Source organism: Ruegeria sp. YTSA144, from assembly GCF_059610125.1.
In genome coordinates, this window is sequence record NZ_JBXWNA010000001.1 from 1,006,391 (window position 1) to 1,025,389 (window position 18,999).

The following is an 18,999-nucleotide window of genomic DNA, read 5'->3' on the forward strand; positions in this document are numbered from 1 at the left end:
TTGAACAGAGGATTTCCATAGATCTTAACAATCCTCCAGCAAGTTCTGGCTATTTTCGGACTTTGAAGTTCCCCACAAAAATCGAGGCGACCGTCGTTATCGTGGCAACAAAAATCCCGATCCCGGCGACAGTGAAGATCATGGTGAAAACCTTGCCCACTGCCGTGATTGGCGCGATATCCCCATATCCAACGGTCGACATGGTGATGACAGAGAAATAGGCCGCATCCAGAATGCTCCAACCTTCGACCAAAACGTAGAAGCTTGTGCTGAAGAACACCAAAGATGCCGACATGGCGAGCAAATGCAAAGACCGGCCATCAGTCAAAGCGCTCACCAGTGCGCGAAATAGGGCAAGGTAGTTGAACAGAAAGTTGCGAACCATACTGCGTTTTGCCTATCAGGCAGAAACCGCTGCCGGTTTGCGCTCATCCTGTTCTTGTCTGCTGGCCCGCCATTTATTGACGTCCACGAAATCGAAATAGATTCCGAGCACGGTTGGGAACACGAAGATAACCAGCAAAGTGGATGCCAAAAGACCAAACGCAACAGCTGCAACCAACGGAACAAGAACCTGGGCCTGAGGGCTGGTTTCAAAGAGCATCGGCATCAAACCGGCAAACGTTGTCGCAAAAGAAAGAACAACCGGCCGGAACCTGTGCCTGACTGCTTCAATAGCTGCCGTCAGATAATCGCCGACTTCGATTTCATCTTCAAAGAAAGTCAGAAACAAAATGGCATTGTTCACAACGATCCCGGCCAATGAGGCGAAACCAATGAAGCTGGGCATCGAGATATCTATTCCCAGCGCAAAATGCCCAAGGATGGTACCGATCAGCGCAAACGGAATGCTGAGCATGATCATGAACGGCAGAGTGTAGCTGTGAAACTGGAACGCGAGGATCAAGTAGACGCCGACCAGACCAGTCAGCAATGCGCTGGAGATTGAGGCCTGTGTCTTTTGCTGCTCTTCAGTCGCGCCACCAATCCCGATCGTGACATCCGGGTATTTCTGTTGCAACTCCGGGCCAAGCTGATCGGTTATCAGCCCCGAAATTACGGTCGAAGTCGTGGCCCGCCGGTCGATTTTGCCAATAATGCGTGAGATTGCCTGACCATTCTTACGCGTGATTTGCGCATAGGCCTGTGTCAGCTCGATATCGGCGATGCTTGATAGAGCCACCTGCTCGCCACCGGCCACCGCAATCGGGAATTGTTCCAGATCGGCAAGGGTTGGCACCGTGTCCCCCAATTCAACCCGAATGCTGACATCCGAAAGTTGCTGACGAAAACTATCAGTCTCAGTACCCGAAAACGCTGCACGCAGTTGGGTGCTGACGGCTTGAGGTGTCAGACCGATGACATAGCCGAACTCCGTCAGGGACAGTCGAATTTCCGACCGACCCTTGGAAAAGTCCTGATAGGCTTCGGTCACATCGTCACGCGCGATCAATGTCTTCAGCAATTCGTCACTCGCAGCTTCCAATTGCTCGAGGTCGTGCGATGCAAGTTCAACATCCAGATCGTCCCCTCCGGGGCCAGCCGCAATCTGGGTGAAATTGCTTTGAACAATATCTGGCAACGGCCCCGACGCCTGCTTCCACATGGTCAGGACATCATTTGCCGCCACGTTGCGCAGATCGCTTTCAAGCAAATCCGCTGTGACCGTCGCCGTGTAGGCACCGTTGTCTTTGACGTCCTGATTGACCGAGTATTGGACAAGGATACGTTCAACCAGTGGCTGACTTCCCTCGGTATTTGGTGTCAGCCCTGCATCCACGCGCTTCAGCCCCGCAATGATTTGGGCTACGGCGTCCTGAGTGCGCTGGATTGGCAACCCGGACGTCAGGGCGATACGAGCTTCAATCGTGTCTCCTTCGGTTTCCGGAAAACCGACAACTTTGACCAGACCCGAGGCCAGCATGCCGATGCTGAGAATAAGGATGGCAAAAACCGACCCAAGCGTAGCGTAGCGCCACCGAAGCAGTACTGAGGCTACTGGGATGAAAAACCCGTCCCGCGCACGATCCAACAAGCGTGGAACAAACCGTTTCGCGTTTTTGGCTGCGTCGGCATGCGTGTGACTCATGTGATGAGGCAGGATCAGAAAAGCCTCGATCAGGCTGGTGATCATGGTCAGCAACAACACGATTGGGATGACCTGAAGAACCTTGCCGGTTTCGCCAGACAAAAACATCAGCGGACCAAAAACGCAGGCCGTTGTCAAAAACGAAGACAGGACGCCCGGCATGACCTCGGTGGCGCCTTTGATGGCAGCTTCTTTGGGGCCAAGCTTCTGGCGCCATTTAGAGATATTGTCGGCGATGACGATGCTGTCGTCCATGATCAGACCAATCGCCATCAATAATCCGATCAATGAGATTGTGTTGATGGTCACCCCCACGAGGCCCATCAGGAATATGCCTCCCAGAAACGAAAACGGCAGGGAGAAAGAAATCCAGATTGCCTCGGAGAACGAGAAAAAAAAACACATCACCAGAACCACAAGGATCAGACTCTGAACCGCGTTTCCAAGCACCAGATTGATCTGGGTTTCCACAGTCTCTGTCAGATTGTTGACCACCGTGATGCTGAACGGATCCGGAAAGCGGGCCTCTTCCTGCTCAATCTTGTCGGCGACCTGAGCAAAAGCCTTGATCGCATCGTCAGCCTTGCGTTTGCTGACCTGAATGATCGCCGCACGGTCTCCGTCGATAAAGGATTGCTGTTCGGGCGACGCTTCAGTCAGAGTTACGTCTGCCACGTCCGTTAGCCGTACGATGCCGCCTTCGGGCGTTTCAACCAGAACGAGGTTTTCAAGATCAACCGCAGACCGGCGCGCATCGAAATAGCGCAATGTGATTTCGCGACCGGTCGTGGCGACTGTTCCCAATGGTGCCCGCAGACTGCGTGCTTCGACCGCGTCGGCTACATCTTTCGGGCTCAACCCGAACCGACGCAGAGCAAGTTGGTCGAAGGAAATACGAAACTCGGCTTCGGATATCCCGGTGACTTCTGCGGTTGCGATCATAGGCAGGTTGGCCAGTTCTTCCGCAAAGGCGTCTGCATATCCGATCAACCCGTCATGACTTTCCACGCCCGAGACCGCAACAGAAGCAATCACTTCGGTTTGACCCAGAATACTCACGGACGGCAACTCGGCCTCATTGGGCAGGTCATTGATGCTTGAGACATCGGACGAGATATCGTTGTAGAACTGCCCGATGTCGCCGTTTTCGGCCATGGTCAGCGTCGCCGTGGCCAGGTTTTCGACGGACAGGCATTCAAAGTCTTCAAGGTTATTCACTGCCCCCAGGGCATCGTCCAGCACCAGACAAATCTGTTCGTCCACGTCGCTGGCGGAGGCCCCAGGAAACTCGACCGAAACCGAAACTTCGGACGCCGTGAACTCCGGAAAGCTCTCGCGCTCCATCTCGAGCAGAGTGGATATACCGATCAGGCAGACAGCGACGAGAATTAGATTGGCGGCAACTGGGTGGCGCGTGAAGTAAGAAATCATGATCCTTGACCCGAGGCTGTCTCAATGGGGTCAAGGAGCAATCCGATAACCGCTGGGCGCGGATCAGACAGCACGATTTGATCCTGTGCGGCCAAACCTCCGGTGATGATAGCTTCGTCGTCCTGAACCGATCCGATTTCGACATTGCGGCGTGCTAGCCGGGACTGGTCATCGACAATGTAGACAAACTTGGTGTCTTCGTCTGCACGAATAGCAGCGCGCGGAACGCGCAGCGCCTCGATCGGCTCGGGCGCGGACAGGCGAGCTTCGACAAACATTCCATTTGTTAACGGTGGCCCACGTCTGTTTGGGTCCAGCAGGCTCTGGTTTTCGATACGCACAACAAGGCCAACTGTCCCTGTTGTCGGATCAGCGCTGCCATCGAACCGGATAAGTTCAGCAGGCCAAGTGTAGATGTCGCCTGCCACGGACATACGCACCTCAGCCTGGAGGTTGAACCTCTTGAGCACGTCAAATGCATCGGACACATCCATGCCCTGCATCCTCTCTATGGGTTGAACACCTTCAAGCGTCGTGAATAGATTGCCCAATACCCGGGTCTGGAACTCGGCAGTCACTTCTGAGGCAGCCGTGCTTTCAATGGTCGCAAGGGTGTCACCGAAGCGAACAAATTGCCCCGGTGACACCGAACTGGCTACGACACGTCCCGTGAGTGGGGTTTTGATGGACGTGTTGGCCAGTGCTCGCTCGGCTTCTTCGATCTCGACAACGCGGGTGTCGATCGTCGCCCGCAGCGAAGCTCGTTGTGCTGGGAGCAAGCGCAACGAGTTTTCCAAATTGAGGACCATCTTTTCCTGGGCCAGCAGTTCCCTGACAGCAGTATCAACCGTCGCCTGAGCCGCACTGCCGCGATCCAACAGTTCCTGCTGGCGATCCAGCTCCGCCTTGCGAACCTCTTGAATCCGGGTTTCCAGCTGAATTGTCGACAGTGTGTTCGCCTCGGTGGCCTCCAGCTCATCCAATGCTGCTTGCGCGCTGTTACGAGTTGCCGTGGCGCGGGCCAACGCAATTTCGTAATCGCGTGGGTCAACGCGGATGATCTCGGTACCTTGGGCGATGACCGACCCGACCTCTAAACCAGGCGCAAGAAACTCCGCGCGCCCGTCCACCTGCGAAATCGCCTGCCAGCTGTCCTCGGCGGCCACCCGGCCAAAACCTGATGCGGTCGGAATCGCCATTGATGGGGTTAAAGTCATCGCGCGCACAACGGTCACCGTTTCCGCCGGCGGGATGACTTCCGTTTCGTCTGGACCGGACAGCCACATGAACCCGCCGACGCCGATTGCTAGAGGAGGGAGAAACAACAGGGGGCGAAGGTTCATGGACTATTCCTCATATTCTCTGTGGAATGAGTGAATTTGCGATGCGGACAGAACTGGCTTCATGTGGCTTTCGCTGATTGCGACCGCTCTGATCTGGAAATTCGGGGCTTGAATGCGCCCATGATCATTTCCGTCACCAACGGGATTACGTTCGACATACCGACCAGCTTTTCGGTGTGCTCAAGGTCCAGAAATGCCTGGCTCAGTGTACCATCAGGGATCGAAGCTTTGGCCAGCGCCAACAGATCCGGCATCATCGGTACAAGGAAGACGAAAGCGTTGATCGTCAGGAACGCCGTCATTGCTAACTTGATCCGCATCCACCACGCGCGCTCGCCAAACCTGAAGAACAGGATCAGATCAATCAGGATCTTCAGCCCAAGACCTGGCAGGATCAGGATGTAAGCGCTTTGCAGTTTGTAGTCATAGATGAATGCGGCTGTTTCCGGTGTCGGATGTGAATTGATGGCTCCGATCACGATGTGGGACAGGATACCGCCCACATACATAATTGTGCCGATTTCGGCGATGAACGAGAGAAGCTTTTTCATGGTGTTTAGGCCTGAATCCAGAGGCTTAACGGAATTCGAACGCTTCGGTGTGTATCTTGCGGCGCGGAACACCTTCGGCCTTGAGGTCTTTCATGAGGCCTTCGATCATTGGCTTTGGACCGCACATGAAATAGTCGTAGCTTTTCAGCGGATTGGGCAGTTTCTGCTTCATCATTTCAACCCGTGCAAAGTTTCCTTCGTCCGAGAACAATGGCACCAAGGTCACATTCCCCAATTGCGCGGCCCGCTCCTTGAGCTCATCAAGAAAGATGGCGTCTTGCGCCTCGCGCGCTGCATAGACCAAGTGGATTTGACGCTTGTCACCCGGCTGCATCGCGCGGATTTTCGAGAGAAAGGGCGTCAGCCCGATACCGCCCGCCAGCCAGATTTGTTTGTCACCAGCACCGGTGGCATCAAAACGTCCATAGGGGCCCCGCACGTTGACATGGCCGCCGGGCTGCAACTCTTCCCGAACTTTGCGAGTCCAGTCCCCCAAGACCTTCATTGTGAACTTCAGGTGGCCGTCACTGGGCGCGCTTGAAATGGTAAAGGGATGCGGTTCGCTCCACCCCTTACCAGCGATCTCAACAAAGGCGAACTGGCCGGGCTTGAAATCGAGATGCGGTCCGGTTGGCTTCAGGACAACTTCTGTGGCTCGCTCAAGCGTGTTGACGGCCTCAATTGTGTATGGAACCGCCGTGCGCTTGTTCATCCCGAATATCGAGTAGACCAAACTCACAATGCCGAGCCCTGCCGCTGCCAGCAGAAGGAAGCCGGACGGGCTGAACTGCACAACGAAAACCTGCGGTGCTGTGAAAAAATGTCCAACGATCAGGATGTAAACAAGCGCCATGATCTTATGTGTCGGGCGCCAAAGCGAATACCGGATTTTCCGGTTCAGCGCGATGAACAACCCGATCACAAGGAAGATCAGCCCCAACATGCCAAGAGGCGCGGATGGCACCAACGGGTTTTGGGCTGGATCAATTCCGGCAGGAAGTTCCTTTGGCACTCCAAAGAAATGCACGAGCGCAAACAATGCAGCAAGCACGCCGATGACCCTGTGTGTTTGATACATGCGATCCAGCCCGCCAAACCAATCTTCCAGCACCGGTGCGCGGGTGGACAATACGATCGAACAGGTCATCAGCAGAAACGCAATTCCACCAAGCAGCGTTGTTCCGGTTGCTCTTGGATCGTGCGTATCTGGCGCAAATACTACGTGAAGTACGGAAAATATTGCGATCAGACCTGCGATCGCCAACACACCTTGCCGCTTCAGCATTACGTTCACTCCTAAATGTCATTCGATACGCCAAGGATCGCCCTTCAAAACGCTGACACGGTGCGACTCAGGGTATGTCTTGACTTGTATTCGCAATACTTGCACTTACAAGAATTGTAAATGCAAAAGTTTCTGCAACACTTGCAGGCTGCAAGATTAGGGGTTAAGGCCATGATCAGGAGTTCATTCCTGATGACGCAAATGAAAAGCACCAAGCATATCAGAGAGAACAGTTTTGGGTTTCTGATCCAGACCTTGGCCCGCGACATCGATGCCAAGATGAAGCGAGCGCTTAAAGATGTGGACGTCGATGTGAAGGTCTTTGCCAACCTCATGCTGCTTGCAGACGAGGACGGGATCAACCAGCGTACCTTGGGGGAAAAGCTCAATTTTCCTGAGTACTTCACCAGTCGCAATATCGACGCATTGGTCGAAGCCGGCTATGCCGAGCGCAGGCCCGATCCGAACAGCAGGCGATCGTTTCTGATTTTCCTGACGGACGCGGGGCGTGAGAAAGCGACACAACTTCCGAACGTCGTACGACAGGTCAATGAAGAGACGCTTGGAATGCTCTCTAAGGAAGAACGCAATCAAGTTGTCGATTTGTTGAAGAAAGTGGCACTGAAGGTTTAGACGCTCCAGCTAACGTTGATGTTGCCAATGAAATTAGGAAGCTACGAGGACGGCCCAGTGCCGACATTGATGGCCCTGTCCCTAGCTGTGGCTCAACTCCCCCAAACCGGACGTTCATCGTTGACGCAGCATTTTCGTTGTTCGGGACCGAACGTTACAGACAACACGTAAGTGGTGGCTGTCCTTTCCATCATCGGTGGTATCTCTCAGGCGCTGAGTTACAATCCATGGCGGTTACTCTGAATTAGCCTTACAAGGATGCAATGGGAACGCAGTCAAGCCTCTTGGCAACTGCGAAACAGGAGTTGCGCCCGTGGTAGAGCCAGAAACATTTGCGTTCCTTGCGGATCTCGGAATGAACAACCGCAAAGCCTGGATGGACGAGCATCGCGAAGAACGCGATGACGCCTTGCGCAATTTCGCTGGTATCGCAATGACACTGCACGACTATGCTGATCGCTTTGATCCTTTCGTGGCTGAGGCGGGGATCAAACCGAAGCGAAGCTTCACCAAATTCTTTCAGGAACCACGAGACCGCATCGGGCGTGCTCTATACCGCTCGAACGTGGATGTTTTTGCCAATGCTGGTGATCCCGAAGAAAGCTTCGGATACTATCTCCACATCGAGCCAGAAAATTGCTACGCAGGAGGTGCACTTTTCAAACCCTCCAAGGACGCGCTCGTCCGAATGCAGACGCGTTTGATCAATGATCCGAGCGGCCTGACAGCCATCTTGGACGACCCTGAGTTTAAGAAGATTTTCCCGGACGGAATTGTCACGCGAAAGGCGTTGGGTACTGTGTCGGAAGGCTTTGCAAGTAACGACCCCGCCGCGCCCTATCTGAAAATGGCTGGCCTGGGATGCCGCAAAGATCTGCCAGACGCTCTGCTGCTTGACGACGAGGTAATCGATCTGCTGATTGAGATCTTCCGCGCCGCCCGCCCGCTGGTGCACTACTTCGACTGACTCTGCGCAGAGAGAATTATGCGAGTGGGGTGTTTTCGTGGGATGGCGCTTCATCCGTGAACACAGTCTGCGTTCTCGGCTATGCAAAACGCGTGCCGCAGGAAGCTAATTTGTAGCGCTCTCATGTCAAATAGCCCATTGAAACGTAATACCCCCGCTGCCATCGGACAACGGGGGCTGTTTTTCAGCGTCGAGGAATGATTACATCATCCTTCGCGTTCCAACTTCTTACGTGCCAGCTTTCTGGCGCGGCGGATCGCTTCAGCTTTCTGGCGCGCGTTTTTCTCAGATGGCTTCTCGAAATGTTGCTTGAGCTTCATTTCACGGAAAACGCCTTCCCTCTGGAGTTTTTTCTTAAGAACCCGAAGGGCCTGATCAACATTGTTGTCGCGTACACTAACCTGCATGTGGTTTATACCACCTTTCTGGTCTGAAGTTTGCAATATTGCAGGAATAGACCAAATAGCAATCTTGTCCTAGATTGTACAGCATACCGGTTGCAGGTGGGGCCGGAAGTAATCGTCATGCTCACAGCATCGGCCATTTAGGCTAGATGACATTGAATTCGCACACGGCCCTAACCTGCCGTTCGGCTTCGGTTGCCTTAGCCGATGTGCGGCGTGTCAGAGGAGGCATTCGCCGCAAACGCGAAACTGGGGCGCGAGTGTAGGTCTTGAGCACAGGGCGAAGCCATCGTCTGACCAAGTTGTTCGAACCGGTTAGGAAGGCCCAATTTGATCTGTTCTAAAGATTGAATAGAACCCGCACTGGCTTTGGAAACCAATCAAAGCTGACCGCAGTCCCGTTCAAAGCAACCCTGAGTCTACGCTGGTTGTTCTTGCGGGCAGTTCTTCTGCTTGTTGCGGATTGATTTCGAATGCTCGGTGAGCAAGTCAGCCAACTCTGGCCGGCAAGACCCGCAATTCGTTCCAGCCTGAAGCGCATTTCCGATATCGTCCACACTGATCAAATGCTGGTCATGAATGGCATGGATGATAGTTTTGAGCCCGACTTCGAAACAGGAACAGACGATTGGTCCGCAATCTTCTGATGACGCAGAAGAACGACCAGACAAAATCTGCTGAGGCGTCACCTCGGGAAAGCTTGCCAAATAATCTCGCATCAGCGTGATAGGTTGGCGCGAGACGAAGAGCGCTGCCAATACGCGCTGCCCGTCTGTCAGCGCTATTCTGTACGAGCCGCGCTTTGGGTCTTCGACCACGGTGGCTTCAGCATCCGGTAACCCAAACCAATCGCGGGCGGTGCTTTCCCAATCGTCTACGATCTGTTTCCCCGCCAACTCCATTCTGTAGCCGTTGGTTGTTTTGGCAGATGCCCAGTACTCTGAGCTAGGGGATGCGGCGTCGACCGTTACCGCGAAACCGTACCACGCGGCATGCATACGCCGTACGGATACCGCAGTTGACTTACTTTCCGGCTGTCCTGAGATCGGATCAGAAACACTTGGAACAAGTACATCCACACAAGCGGATGGGGCCGTTTCACATGTCCAGTGAATTGGCGCAAACACTTGGCCTGGTGCCACAGATTCTGTGACGCGAAGTCGAAACATGCCGCTTCCAACTGAGCTGTTGAGTTCGACCAAATCTGCGGCACTAAGGCCCAATCGATCAACGTCTTTGGGGTTAACGTCAACATAAGGCTCGGCAAGATGGGCTGACAGGCGCGGCGACAACCCGGACCTTGTCATGGTGTGCCACTGGTCCCTGTTTCGTCCCGTGTTCAAAAGAAACGGAAATTGTTCAGAAGTCGTCGCCTTAGGTGGACGATGGGTAACAGGCACAAAACGTGCTTTACCATCAGGATGAAAAAACTGCCCATCGCCGAAAAAACGGCCATCTGATCTACTGGGTGTCGTCGGCCACCGTGTTGGGCTTAGCGCTTCATAGTCTTCGTCATCAAGGTCCGAAAAACTTGTGATATCCAGATCCTTGCCAAATGATACGGCGAGCGAAGTCATCTTAGCGTATTCTCGAAATATCTGTACTGGGGTCTCATAGCTGAAAGCCTCCGTCCAGCCCATGCGGCGGCCCACTTCGGCCAAGATATCCCAATCCGCGCGCGCTTGTCCCGGAGGCATCAAAACGGCGCGTTGTCTGCTAATGGTGCGGTCTGAATTGGTCACTGTACCGTTTTTTTCACCCCAACCCGCTGCTGGCAGCAATATGTCTGCGAGCCGCGCGGTGTCTGTCCTGGCAGTCAGGTCGCTGACAACTGTGAATGGACAGTTTTTTATAGCCGCCTTCACACGGCCTGCATCCGGCATAGTGGCCGCCGGATTGGTGTGGATGACCCAAAGTGCTTTGATCTGGCCGCTTTCGACAGCGCGAAACAGGTCAACCGCTTTGAGCCCCTGCTTCTGTGGCATGTTGGGTGCCTTCCAGAAATCCCGGACGGCTGCATTGTGGGCTTTGTTCTCGATATCCAAATGGCAGGCGAGCATGTTGGCCAAGCCGCCAACCTCTCGACCACCCATGGCGTTTGGCTGACCGGTGACTGAAAACGGACCCATTCCCGCACGTCCGATCCGCCCGGTGGCCAAATGGCAGTTCAGGATCGCGTTGACCTTGTCGGTTCCGCTGGAAGACTGGTTCACACCCTGGCTAAAGATCGTAACAACGCGCTCAGTCCCGATCCACAAATCGCAGAACGCTTCAATCTCATCAGGGCTCAGCCCAGTCTCATCAGGATCGTCAAGCTGTGCCAGATCAATCGCCTCATTGAACCCAACGCTGCGATCCAGAAAATCCGCTGACACATGCCCCGTTTGGTGAATTCTGGCCAACAAGCGATTGAACAATGCGACGTCACTGCCCGGTTGAAGCGCCAGATGGAGATCGGCTTGATCGCAGCTGGCTGTTCGACGTGGGTCAATAACCACAATCTTCGTGCCGCGCGCCTGACGCGCAGCTATGACGCGTTGATAGAGAACAGGATGGCACCAAGCCAGGTTCGAGCCGACCAGCACAACCAGGTCAGCCTGATCCAGGTCCTCATAGGTTCCAGGCACCGTATCGGTACCAAAAGCGCGTTTGTGTCCGGCCACGGTCGAGGCCATACAAAGCCGAGAGTTGGTGTCGATATTCGCCGAGCCCATAAAGCCCTTCATCAGCTTGTTGGCGACATAGTAATCCTCGGTCAGCAACTGCCCCGAGACGTAAAACGCCACGCTGTCCGGCCCGTGTTCAGCTATCGCGGCAGAGAACCGGTCTGCGACCAGTTGCAACGCGTTATCCCAGCTGGTGTCCTGGCCAAAGGCACGAGGAGACAGCAACCGGTGTTCCAACCCCACGGTTTCACCCAATGCCAACCCTTTCGAGCACAACCAACCATGGTTCGCTGGATGATCCGGGTCGCCCCGCACTGTCAGCCCTCCGACCCCATCGGGTCGCAGAAGTACACCGCAGCCGACGCCACAATAAGCGCAGGTCGAGCGAACTTCGGGCAGACCACTTCCGTCCATCAGGCCGCGCTCCGCCGGGTAACCGCGTTGTCTTCCAACAGGATACGGCCCTCTTCAAGGCGCACCGGATAGGTGGTGATGCGACCATCATCCGCACCCTGAGCTTCGCCCGTGTTCAGGTCAAAGACCCAGTTATGCAGCGGACAAGTGACCGACTGGCCATGCACGATGCCCTCGGACAATGGGCCGCCTTTATGCGGACAGCTGTTGGTCGCAGCGTATACTTCCGTCTCGGCGGTACGGAAGACGGCGATACAGCCGATATGGGTTTTCACCAGACGCGCCCCGCGCAAAGGCACCTCGTCGATATGTCCGATGTCGATCCAGCTCATTCCGCGGCCTCCAGTGTGAAATCTGCAATCGGCGCGTAGGTCTGCGCTTTTTCTTTGACGTGTTCGGCCCACGGGTCTTTGCGGAATATGCTTTGCGACAGTTCGAACCGGGCGACCAAGGAAGCGCGGTTTTCAACGTCGTCCACGACCTGAGCTTTGACCCAGTCCATGCCGACCTTGCCCAACCATTTATACAGGCGATCCAGATACTTGCCGCCCTCGCGGTAGGCTTGGGTGACGGCCATCACGACCTCGATTGCTTCGTCCTCGGTGGGGACCTGACACAACAGTTCGGTCTCTTTCACATCCATACCGGCGGCGCCGCCGATGCTGATCTGAAAGCCCGAATCCACGCAGACGACGCCGATATCCTTGCACGTCGCCTCGGCGCAGTTGCGCGGGCACCCGGATACGGCCAGCTTCAGCTTGTGCGGCGTCCACGACCCCCACAGGATTTTCTCCAGCTTGATCCCCAGCCCGGTGCTGTCTTGTGTGCCAAACCGGCAATGATCCGTGCCGACACAGGTTTTGACCGTGCGCAGACCCTTGGAATAAGCGTGGCCCGAGACAAGGCCGGCCTTGTTCAGGTCCGACCAGATCGCAGGCAAGTCCTCACCCTTTACGCCCAGCAGGTCGATGCGCTGGCCACCGGTGACTTTGACAGTTGGCACGTCGTACTTGTCGGCAGCATTGGCAATGGCGCGCAGCTCTTCCGGTGTCGTGATCCCCCCCCACATGCGGGGTACGACGCTGAATGTACCGTCCTTTTGGATGTTCGCGTGTTTGCGTTCATTGACAAAGCGGCTTTGCGGGTCGTCTTGGTATTCCAGCGGCCAATCCGCCAGCAGGTAATAGTTGATCGCCGGGCGGCACACATGGCAGCCGTTGGGCGTGCTCCAGCTGAGTTCGTGCCAGACAGCGGCCTGGCTTTTCAATTCCTGCCCCTTGATCAAACGACGCACATCTTCGTGCGTCAGATCGGTGCAACCGCAAATCGGTTGCGCGGCAGGCATTTGGAAGTCGTCGCCCAAAGTGACCTGCAATACCTGTTCCACAAGCCCGGTGCATGTTCCACAGGAGGCGCTGGCCTTGGTGCTTGCACGCACCGCGCCCAAATCATTGGCCCCTGCATTGATCGCCTCAATGATGTCTCCCTTGCATACGCCGTTGCAGCCGCAAATCTCCGCCTCAGGCGGCAATGCTGCAACGGCTGAGAGAGGGTCCGCGGTGTCGCCCCCCTGATAGGCCGGGCCGAAGATCAGCGTCTCGCGCATGGCTTCGATGCTGGTGCCGTCCTTGATCAGGCCAAAGAACCAGCTGCCATCGGCGGTGTCGCCATACATAACGGCTCCGATCAGCCGATCTTCTTCAATCACGAGGCGTTTATAGACCCCGCGCGAGGGGTCGCGGAACACAATGTCTTCACGCCCCGGACCGTCAGCGAAGTCGCCAGCACTGAATAGATCACAGCCGGTGACTTTCAGTTTGGTCGAGAGGGTTTTCTGCGCGAATGCGGCGTCTTCTTCCAACAGAGCACGCGCCGCCACTTTCGCTTGATCGTAGAGCGGAGCGACAAGGCCAAAGATCTCTCCGCCATGTTCGACGCATTCACCCACGGCATAGACATCCGGGTCCGAGGTCAACATCTGATCATCCACATAGATGCCGCGACCGGTGGCCAGCCCGGCCGCTTGCGCCAGCGCCGTGTTGGGGCGGATACCCACCGCCATAACCAGCAGGTCACAGGGCAGTTCGGTCCCGTCATCCAGCAGCAATGCGCGAACCTTGCCATCTTGCCCCAAAACTTCCTTGGAATTCGCCTGCAGGCAGATCTTGATGCCTTTGTCTTCCAACGATTTCTTCAGCAGGTAGCCTGCGGCCTCGTCCAACTGACGCTCCATCAGGTGGCCCATTATGTGGACGACGGTGACGTCAACACCATGCGCGGCCATCCCCGCAGCGGCCTCGAGCCCCAGCAAACCGCCACCAATTACGACGACTTGGTTTCCCGACCCCATGCCCATCATCTGTTGCGTGTCTTCCAGATCGCGATAAGCGATCACACCATCCAGATCATGCCCCGGCAAAGGAATGATGAACGGGTTCGACCCCGTCGCGATGACCAGCTTGTCATAGGGCACATGCCCATTCGCGCCCTCGACCACCTTCATCTCGCGGTCGATCTTTTCGACCGTCTCACCAAACCGGCAGGCGATGCCGCGCTCGGTGTACCAGGCGTCGTCATGGGTGACGATCTCGTCATAGGTTTTCTCACCCGACAGAACCGGGCTGAGCATGATGCGGTTGTAGTTCCCACGCGGTTCGGCGTTGAACAGGGTGATGTCGAACGCATCCGGCGCGGTGTCAGTCAGGTGTTCCAGCACCCGACCCGAGGCCATCCCTGCGCCGATGACAACAAGTCTTTGTTTCATGGTTTCACTCCGCTGCAATCGCCTTTGGGGTGGGCGATTTCGGCTTGGCGCCGTGTTCGTATTCTTCTAGGAAATCGAGAACTTCCTGCCGGTAGGCGTAATAATCCGGATGCTCCAACAGAGCCTTACGGGTTCTTGGGCGCGGCAGATCAACCTTGGTGATCTTACCGATGGTCGCTTGCGGGCCGTTGGTCATCATCACGACCCGGTCAGCCAGCAGGATCGCCTCATCCACGTCATGGGTCACGCAAATCGCGGTCACTTTGGTGCGGGACCAGACCTCCATCAGGACTTCCTGCAACTCCCAGCGCGTCAGGCTGTCGAGCATCCCGAAGGGCTCATCCAGCAGCAGCAGTTTGGGTGACAGGGCAAAGGCGCGCGCGATACCGACGCGCTGTTTCATGCCGTTCGACAGGTCCGAGGCGGATTTGTCCATCGCATCGGCCAGACCGACCCGTTCCAGATAGTATTCAACGACATCCTGCCGCTCGGACATGCTGGCCTTGGGATAGACTTTGTCGACCCCGATCGCGACGTTCTCCTTGGCGGTGAGCCAGGGGAACAGGTTGGGCGACTGAAACACCACAGCACGTTCGGGATCTGCACCTTCGACATGGCGGCCATCCAGCTTGATCGCGCCTTTCGAGATGTCGTTCAACCCGGCGGCCATGGTTAGAACTGTTGATTTGCCGCAGCCGGAATGGCCGATCAGCGAGATGAATTCGCCCTTATCGATCTTCAGGTCAAAATCTTCGACCACAGTCAACGGGCCTTTGGGTGTTGGATAGACCTTGTGCAGTTGCGAGAAGTCGAGGAACCGGTTTTCAATCAGGCCCTTCTGCGCTTCAGCCACCGCTGTGGGTACGCCATGGATCGGCGTGACATCGGGCAGAATGCGCGAACCTTCTACTTTAGCTTCGATCCCCACATCCATCAGGTACTTGGTGACGTCCGCGCGCAGGCGTTTGAAGGTTTCATCGTTGTTCATAGCACCGCGTTCGCGCGGTCGCGGAATCGACACGCGGAACTCCTGCCCCAGCGAGCCATCGGGGTTCAGGGCGATGATCCGGTCTGCCAGAATGATTGCTTCATCCACGTCATTGGTAATCAGCACGCAGGTCTTCTTGTCGGCCTCCCAGATGTGTTCGATCTCATCCGCCAGATTGGCGCGGGTCAAGGCGTCGAGCGCCGAAAGAGGCTCATCCAACAGCAGAACCTCTGGGTTCATCGACAGCGCCCTCGCCACGTTGACCCGCTGGCGCATCCCACCAGATAGCTCCGCCGGGCGGCGTGTCGCGGCATGGCTGAGGCCCACCATCTGCACGTAATGCGCAACCTTCTCGGCCTTCTCCCCCCTGTTGAGGCCGGGAAAGACCGTATCAACCGCCAGCCCGACATTGCCGCTGACCGTGAGCCACGGCATCAGCGAGTAGTTTTGAAAGATCACCCCGCGCTCCGGGCCAGGGCCCTTGATCGGGGCGCCTTTGAACGTGACCTCTCCGCTGGTCGGACTATCAAGCCCGGCCATAAGGTTGATCAGGGTCGTCTTACCGGTGCCCGAGAATCCGAGGATCACCAGAAACTCGCCCTCTTGCACGTCCAGATCGATGCCTTTCAGCACATCCGCGCGCGCGGTGCCTTCGCCAAAGGATTTGGAGGCGTTTTTGAAGCTAAGAATGCTCATCGCACTCACCGGTTATTCGTGAAGGTGAAGAGGGATTGCAGCGCGTACATCACACGGTCCAGCAGGAAACCGATGATTCCGATGGTAAAGACCGCAACCATGATCTTGGCCAGCGAACTGGAGGAACCGTTCTGGAACTCATCCCAGACAAACTTGCCCAGACCAGGGTTCTGCGCCAGCATTTCCGCGGCGATCAGAACCATCCAGCCAACGCCCAGCGACAGGCGCAGACCGGTGAAGATCAGCGGCAAGGCCGAAGGCAATACCAGCTTGGTGATCTTGGTATAGGTGTTCATTTTCAGAACCTTGGAGACGTTCACCAGATCCTTGTCGATCGACGCCACACCCAGCGCCGTGTTGATCAATGTGGGCCACAGCGAACACAAAGTTACGGTGATGGCCGAGATCAGGAAGGATTTCGCGAACCAGCCGTCATTGGTGACGTAAACGGCCGAGACGATCATGGTCACAATCGGCAGCCACGCCAGTGGCGAGACCGGTTTGAAAATCTGGATCAGCGGGTTCAGCGCCGCATTTGCCGTTGGCGACAGGCCTGCCGCGATGCCCAGCGGGACTGCAAGGGCAGTGGCGATCAGAAAACCGAAGAACACAGTTTTGATCGAGGTCCAGATCTGCTGGTAGTAGGTCGGAGCCCCGGTGAAAGCGACGTCTTTCACCTTCTCCGGCTGGCCGGCATCAATGAACTTTTGATTGCGCATCTCGACCATCGCCTCGAACTTGGCGCGTTTCGCCGCTTTGGCTTTGGCGTCCTCATTCAGGCTGACCATCTCCGCCCAAACCTGCGCCGGCCCGGGGACCGCGCCCAGCGAGGTCTGCACCTTTGGCGCCAGCGTGCCCCACAGCAGCAGAAAGGCGAAGATCGACAACAACGGCACGATCAGCAAGCGCCAGATCTCGGCCATCTGTGCGCGAGGATTGTCCCCTGCGGCGGCCTTCAGAACAGGCGTGGCCCAGCTGAGGCCCAACACCTGGAACCATTTATCGGCTGCATTGATGCGGGTGAAAAGGCGGGCGCGACGCTCCTGGCGGGCGGCGTCTGCGTTGAATTCGGGATCGACGGTCGTCATCTGATGTGTCCTTGCGATGGCGGGGCACTTGTGAAGCCCACGCCCGACCTTGGCCGGACGTGGAGCTGAGGAATTAGCCTTGAACGTCTGAACCGACGATCTTCTGCTCGCCCTTCAGGCCAATGGACATGCTTTCGAGGTACGCGTTGGGGGTGCGGCCGTCATAGGCGATACCGTCAATGATATCCTCGGCAGGCGTCGGTGCCTTGTAGCCGTCACTGTCCCAGGGGAAATCGGCCTCGTCCGCCAGACCTTCGTCGACCAGCAGACGCGCGGCCTCGAGGTAGATTTCGGGCTTGTAGACCGACTTGGCCACCTCGTCATACCAGCTGTCCGGCTTCGCGTCTGCGATCTGGCCCCAGCGGCGCATTTGGGTCAGGTACCAGACAGCGTCCGAATAGAACGGATAGGTCGCGTTATAGCGGAAGAACACGTTGAAATCGGGAACCTCGCGCTTGTCGCCTTTCTCGTATTCAAACGTGCCGGTCATCGAGTTGGCGATGACGTCATAATCCGCGCCAACATATTCCGCGCGGCTGAGGATTTCGACCGCTTCGGGTCGGTTGGCGTTGTCGTTTTCATCCAGCCATTGTGCGGCGCGGATCAGCGCCTTGGTTACAGCCAGCGTTGTGTTTGGATATTCTTCAGCAAACTCGGCTGTGATGCCAAAGACCTTCTCGGGGTTGTTCTTCCACAGCTCGTAATCGGTAACAACCGGTACACCAATTCCTTTGAAGACGGCCTGCTGGTTCCATGGCTCACCCACGCAGTAACCATAGATCGTTCCGGCCTCCAACGTGGCAGGCATTTGCGGCGGCGGTGTTACCGACAAGAACACATCCGCACCGATCTGACCGGTCACGTTGTCCGGGCTGTAGAATCCCGGATGCAGCCCACCAGCGGCCAGCCAATAGCGCAGTTCGTAATTGTGGGTCGAAACCGGGAAAACCATGCCCATGTTAAAGGGCTTGCCTTCGGATTTGTACTTCTCAACAACCGGTGCCAGTGCTTCGGCGCTGATCGGGTGTTGGGGACGGCCATCCTCCATGACAGGGATGTTCGGCTTCATCTCTTCCCAAATCTCGTTGGAAACCGTGATGCCGTTTCCGTTCAGATCCATTGAGAAGGGCGTGACGATGTGCGCTTCGGTTCCGTATCCGATGGTCGCGGCCAAAGGCTGTCCGGCCAGCATGTGCGCCCCATCCAACTGCCCGTCGATTACGCCATCCAATAGCACTTTCCAATTGGCTTGTGCTTCCAGTGTCACGAACAGGCCTTCATCCAGAAAGTACCCATTCTCATAGGCGACAGCCAGCGGCGCCATATCGGTCAGTTTGATAAAGCCAAAGGTCAGCTCGTCTTTTTCCAGTTCCAGTTCGGCTAGTGCCGGAGACACCAGCGCCGTCGTTGCGGCGAGGCCTAAAAGTAGCTTTTTCATCTCGATCCCTTTCGGTTCAGCCCAACCCCTTGGGCAAACAAAAAAGCCGCCGACACAGTCCGCCGGGAGGAGGTGGCGGATGGTCGAGCGGCTTTGCTCTTGTAAGGTGCCCTGGATTATGGGCGAATTCCGTCGGTGGGCGTCGTTGCCTTCCGATGACCCGATTAAGTCAGCCTCGCAGCGGGACGTCATCAATTTTCGGCGTTCTCACCTTGAAAATTCTGCGATGCAGCAAAAACGAA

At 56.2% G+C, this 18,999-nt stretch carries 14 protein-coding genes; 2 read left to right on the forward strand and 12 right to left on the reverse strand.

Going from position 1 to position 18,999, the window contains the following annotated elements:
- Nucleotides 1-49: 49 nt before the first annotated feature.
- From AC2FF8_RS05065 to AC2FF8_RS05085, 5 genes are read right to left on the reverse strand one after another with little or no spacing between them, the layout of a single operon-like run.
- Nucleotides 50-385: an ion channel gene (locus AC2FF8_RS05065; protein ID WP_496879082.1), complete on the reverse strand. Its 336-nt coding sequence runs from the start codon at nucleotides 383-385 to the stop codon at nucleotides 50-52.
- A 15-nt stretch (nucleotides 386-400) separates the two neighbouring features.
- Nucleotides 401-3,520 (reverse strand): efflux RND transporter permease subunit, encoded by a 3,120-nt coding sequence (locus AC2FF8_RS05070; protein ID WP_496879083.1) that lies wholly within the window; start codon nucleotides 3,518-3,520, stop codon nucleotides 401-403.
- The gene (locus AC2FF8_RS05075; protein WP_496879084.1) at nucleotides 3,517-4,863 is read right to left on the reverse strand and encodes an efflux RND transporter periplasmic adaptor subunit; all 1,347 of its coding nucleotides are present in this window, start codon (nucleotides 4,861-4,863) and stop codon (nucleotides 3,517-3,519) included. Before AC2FF8_RS05075 ends, AC2FF8_RS05070 begins: the two co-directional genes overlap by 4 nt.
- Nucleotides 4,864-4,922: 59 nt before the next feature.
- Nucleotides 4,923-5,414: an enoyl-CoA hydratase gene (locus tag AC2FF8_RS05080; protein ID WP_425078718.1), complete on the reverse strand. Its 492-nt coding sequence runs from the start codon at nucleotides 5,412-5,414 to the stop codon at nucleotides 4,923-4,925.
- Between the two features lie 25 nt (nucleotides 5,415-5,439).
- Entirely contained in the window at nucleotides 5,440-6,699 is a 1,260-nt protein-coding gene (locus tag AC2FF8_RS05085; RefSeq protein ID WP_425078719.1) for a ferredoxin reductase family protein, read from the reverse strand.
- Nucleotides 6,700-6,819: 120 nt separating this feature from the next.
- On the opposite strand from AC2FF8_RS05085, the gene AC2FF8_RS05090 reads away from it, so the two are divergent.
- Together AC2FF8_RS05090 and AC2FF8_RS05095 are read left to right on the forward strand one after the other, a co-directional pair.
- On the forward strand, nucleotides 6,820-7,332 hold the full coding sequence (locus tag AC2FF8_RS05090) for a MarR family winged helix-turn-helix transcriptional regulator (protein ID WP_425078720.1): 513 nt from the start codon (nucleotides 6,820-6,822) through the stop codon (nucleotides 7,330-7,332).
- A gap of 313 nt (nucleotides 7,333-7,645) precedes the next feature.
- Nucleotides 7,646-8,299 carry a DUF2461 domain-containing protein gene (locus tag AC2FF8_RS05095; RefSeq protein ID WP_496868154.1) on the forward strand — a complete coding sequence of 218 codons (654 nt, stop codon included), beginning with the start codon at nucleotides 7,646-7,648 and terminating at the stop codon, nucleotides 8,297-8,299.
- 206 nt (nucleotides 8,300-8,505) lie between these two features.
- On the opposite strand, the gene rpsU is transcribed toward AC2FF8_RS05095, so the two are convergent.
- From rpsU to AC2FF8_RS05130, 7 genes are all read right to left on the reverse strand, one after another.
- Entirely contained in the window at nucleotides 8,506-8,706 is a 201-nt protein-coding gene (gene rpsU, locus AC2FF8_RS05100; protein WP_114869331.1) for a 30S ribosomal protein S21, read from the reverse strand.
- Nucleotides 8,707-9,122: 416 nt separating this feature from the next.
- Entirely contained in the window at nucleotides 9,123-11,783 is a 2,661-nt protein-coding gene (locus AC2FF8_RS05105; RefSeq protein ID WP_496879085.1) for a molybdopterin-dependent oxidoreductase, read from the reverse strand.
- Entirely contained in the window at nucleotides 11,783-12,115 is a 333-nt protein-coding gene (nirD, locus tag AC2FF8_RS05110; RefSeq protein ID WP_496879086.1) for a nitrite reductase small subunit NirD, read from the reverse strand. The genes AC2FF8_RS05105 and nirD overlap by 1 nt, the downstream gene beginning before the upstream one ends.
- Complete coding sequence (gene nirB / locus AC2FF8_RS05115) at nucleotides 12,112-14,547, reverse strand: nitrite reductase large subunit NirB (RefSeq protein WP_496879087.1); 2,436 nt, start codon at nucleotides 14,545-14,547, stop codon at nucleotides 12,112-12,114. The genes nirD and nirB overlap by 4 nt, the downstream gene beginning before the upstream one ends.
- A 4-nt stretch (nucleotides 14,548-14,551) precedes the next feature.
- On the reverse strand, nucleotides 14,552-16,231 hold the full coding sequence (locus tag AC2FF8_RS05120; RefSeq protein ID WP_496879088.1) for an ABC transporter ATP-binding protein: 1,680 nt from the start codon (nucleotides 16,229-16,231) through the stop codon (nucleotides 14,552-14,554).
- A 5-nt stretch (nucleotides 16,232-16,236) separates the two neighbouring features.
- Nucleotides 16,237-17,319 (reverse strand): ABC transporter permease, encoded by a 1,083-nt coding sequence (locus tag AC2FF8_RS05125; RefSeq protein WP_496879089.1) that lies wholly within the window; start codon nucleotides 17,317-17,319, stop codon nucleotides 16,237-16,239.
- Nucleotides 17,320-17,392: 73 nt separating this feature from the next.
- Nucleotides 17,393-18,757 carry a CmpA/NrtA family ABC transporter substrate-binding protein gene (locus AC2FF8_RS05130; protein WP_496879090.1) on the reverse strand — a complete coding sequence of 455 codons (1,365 nt, stop codon included), beginning with the start codon at nucleotides 18,755-18,757 and terminating at the stop codon, nucleotides 17,393-17,395.
- Nucleotides 18,758-18,999 lie beyond the last annotated feature (242 nt).

Bases quoted from the DNA above. Each gene is read 5' to 3' on its own strand.
- AC2FF8_RS05065 (WP_496879082.1), bottom strand. From the start codon at position 385: ATGGTTCGCAACTTTCTGTTCAACTACCTTGCCCTATTTCGCGCACTG.
- AC2FF8_RS05070 (WP_496879083.1), bottom strand. From the start codon at position 3,520: ATGATTTCTTACTTCACGCGCCACCCAGTTGCCGCCAATCTAATTCTC.
- AC2FF8_RS05075 (WP_496879084.1), bottom strand. From the start codon at position 4,863: ATGAACCTTCGCCCCCTGTTGTTTCTCCCTCCTCTAGCAATCGGCGTC.
- AC2FF8_RS05080 (WP_425078718.1), bottom strand. From the start codon at position 5,414: ATGAAAAAGCTTCTCTCGTTCATCGCCGAAATCGGCACAATTATGTAT.
- AC2FF8_RS05085 (WP_425078719.1), bottom strand. From the start codon at position 6,699: ATGCTGAAGCGGCAAGGTGTGTTGGCGATCGCAGGTCTGATCGCAATA.
- AC2FF8_RS05090 (WP_425078720.1), top strand. From the start codon at position 6,820: ATGCAAAAGTTTCTGCAACACTTGCAGGCTGCAAGATTAGGGGTTAAG.
- rpsU (WP_114869331.1), bottom strand. From the start codon at position 8,706: ATGCAGGTTAGTGTACGCGACAACAATGTTGATCAGGCCCTTCGGGTT.
- AC2FF8_RS05105 (WP_496879085.1), bottom strand. From the start codon at position 11,783: ATGGACGGAAGTGGTCTGCCCGAAGTTCGCTCGACCTGCGCTTATTGT.
- nirD (WP_496879086.1), bottom strand. From the start codon at position 12,115: ATGAGCTGGATCGACATCGGACATATCGACGAGGTGCCTTTGCGCGGG.
- nirB (WP_496879087.1), bottom strand. From the start codon at position 14,547: ATGAAACAAAGACTTGTTGTCATCGGCGCAGGGATGGCCTCGGGTCGG.
- AC2FF8_RS05120 (WP_496879088.1), bottom strand. From the start codon at position 16,231: ATGAGCATTCTTAGCTTCAAAAACGCCTCCAAATCCTTTGGCGAAGGC.
- AC2FF8_RS05125 (WP_496879089.1), bottom strand. From the start codon at position 17,319: ATGACGACCGTCGATCCCGAATTCAACGCAGACGCCGCCCGCCAGGAG.
- AC2FF8_RS05130 (WP_496879090.1), bottom strand. From the start codon at position 18,757: ATGAAAAAGCTACTTTTAGGCCTCGCCGCAACGACGGCGCTGGTGTCT.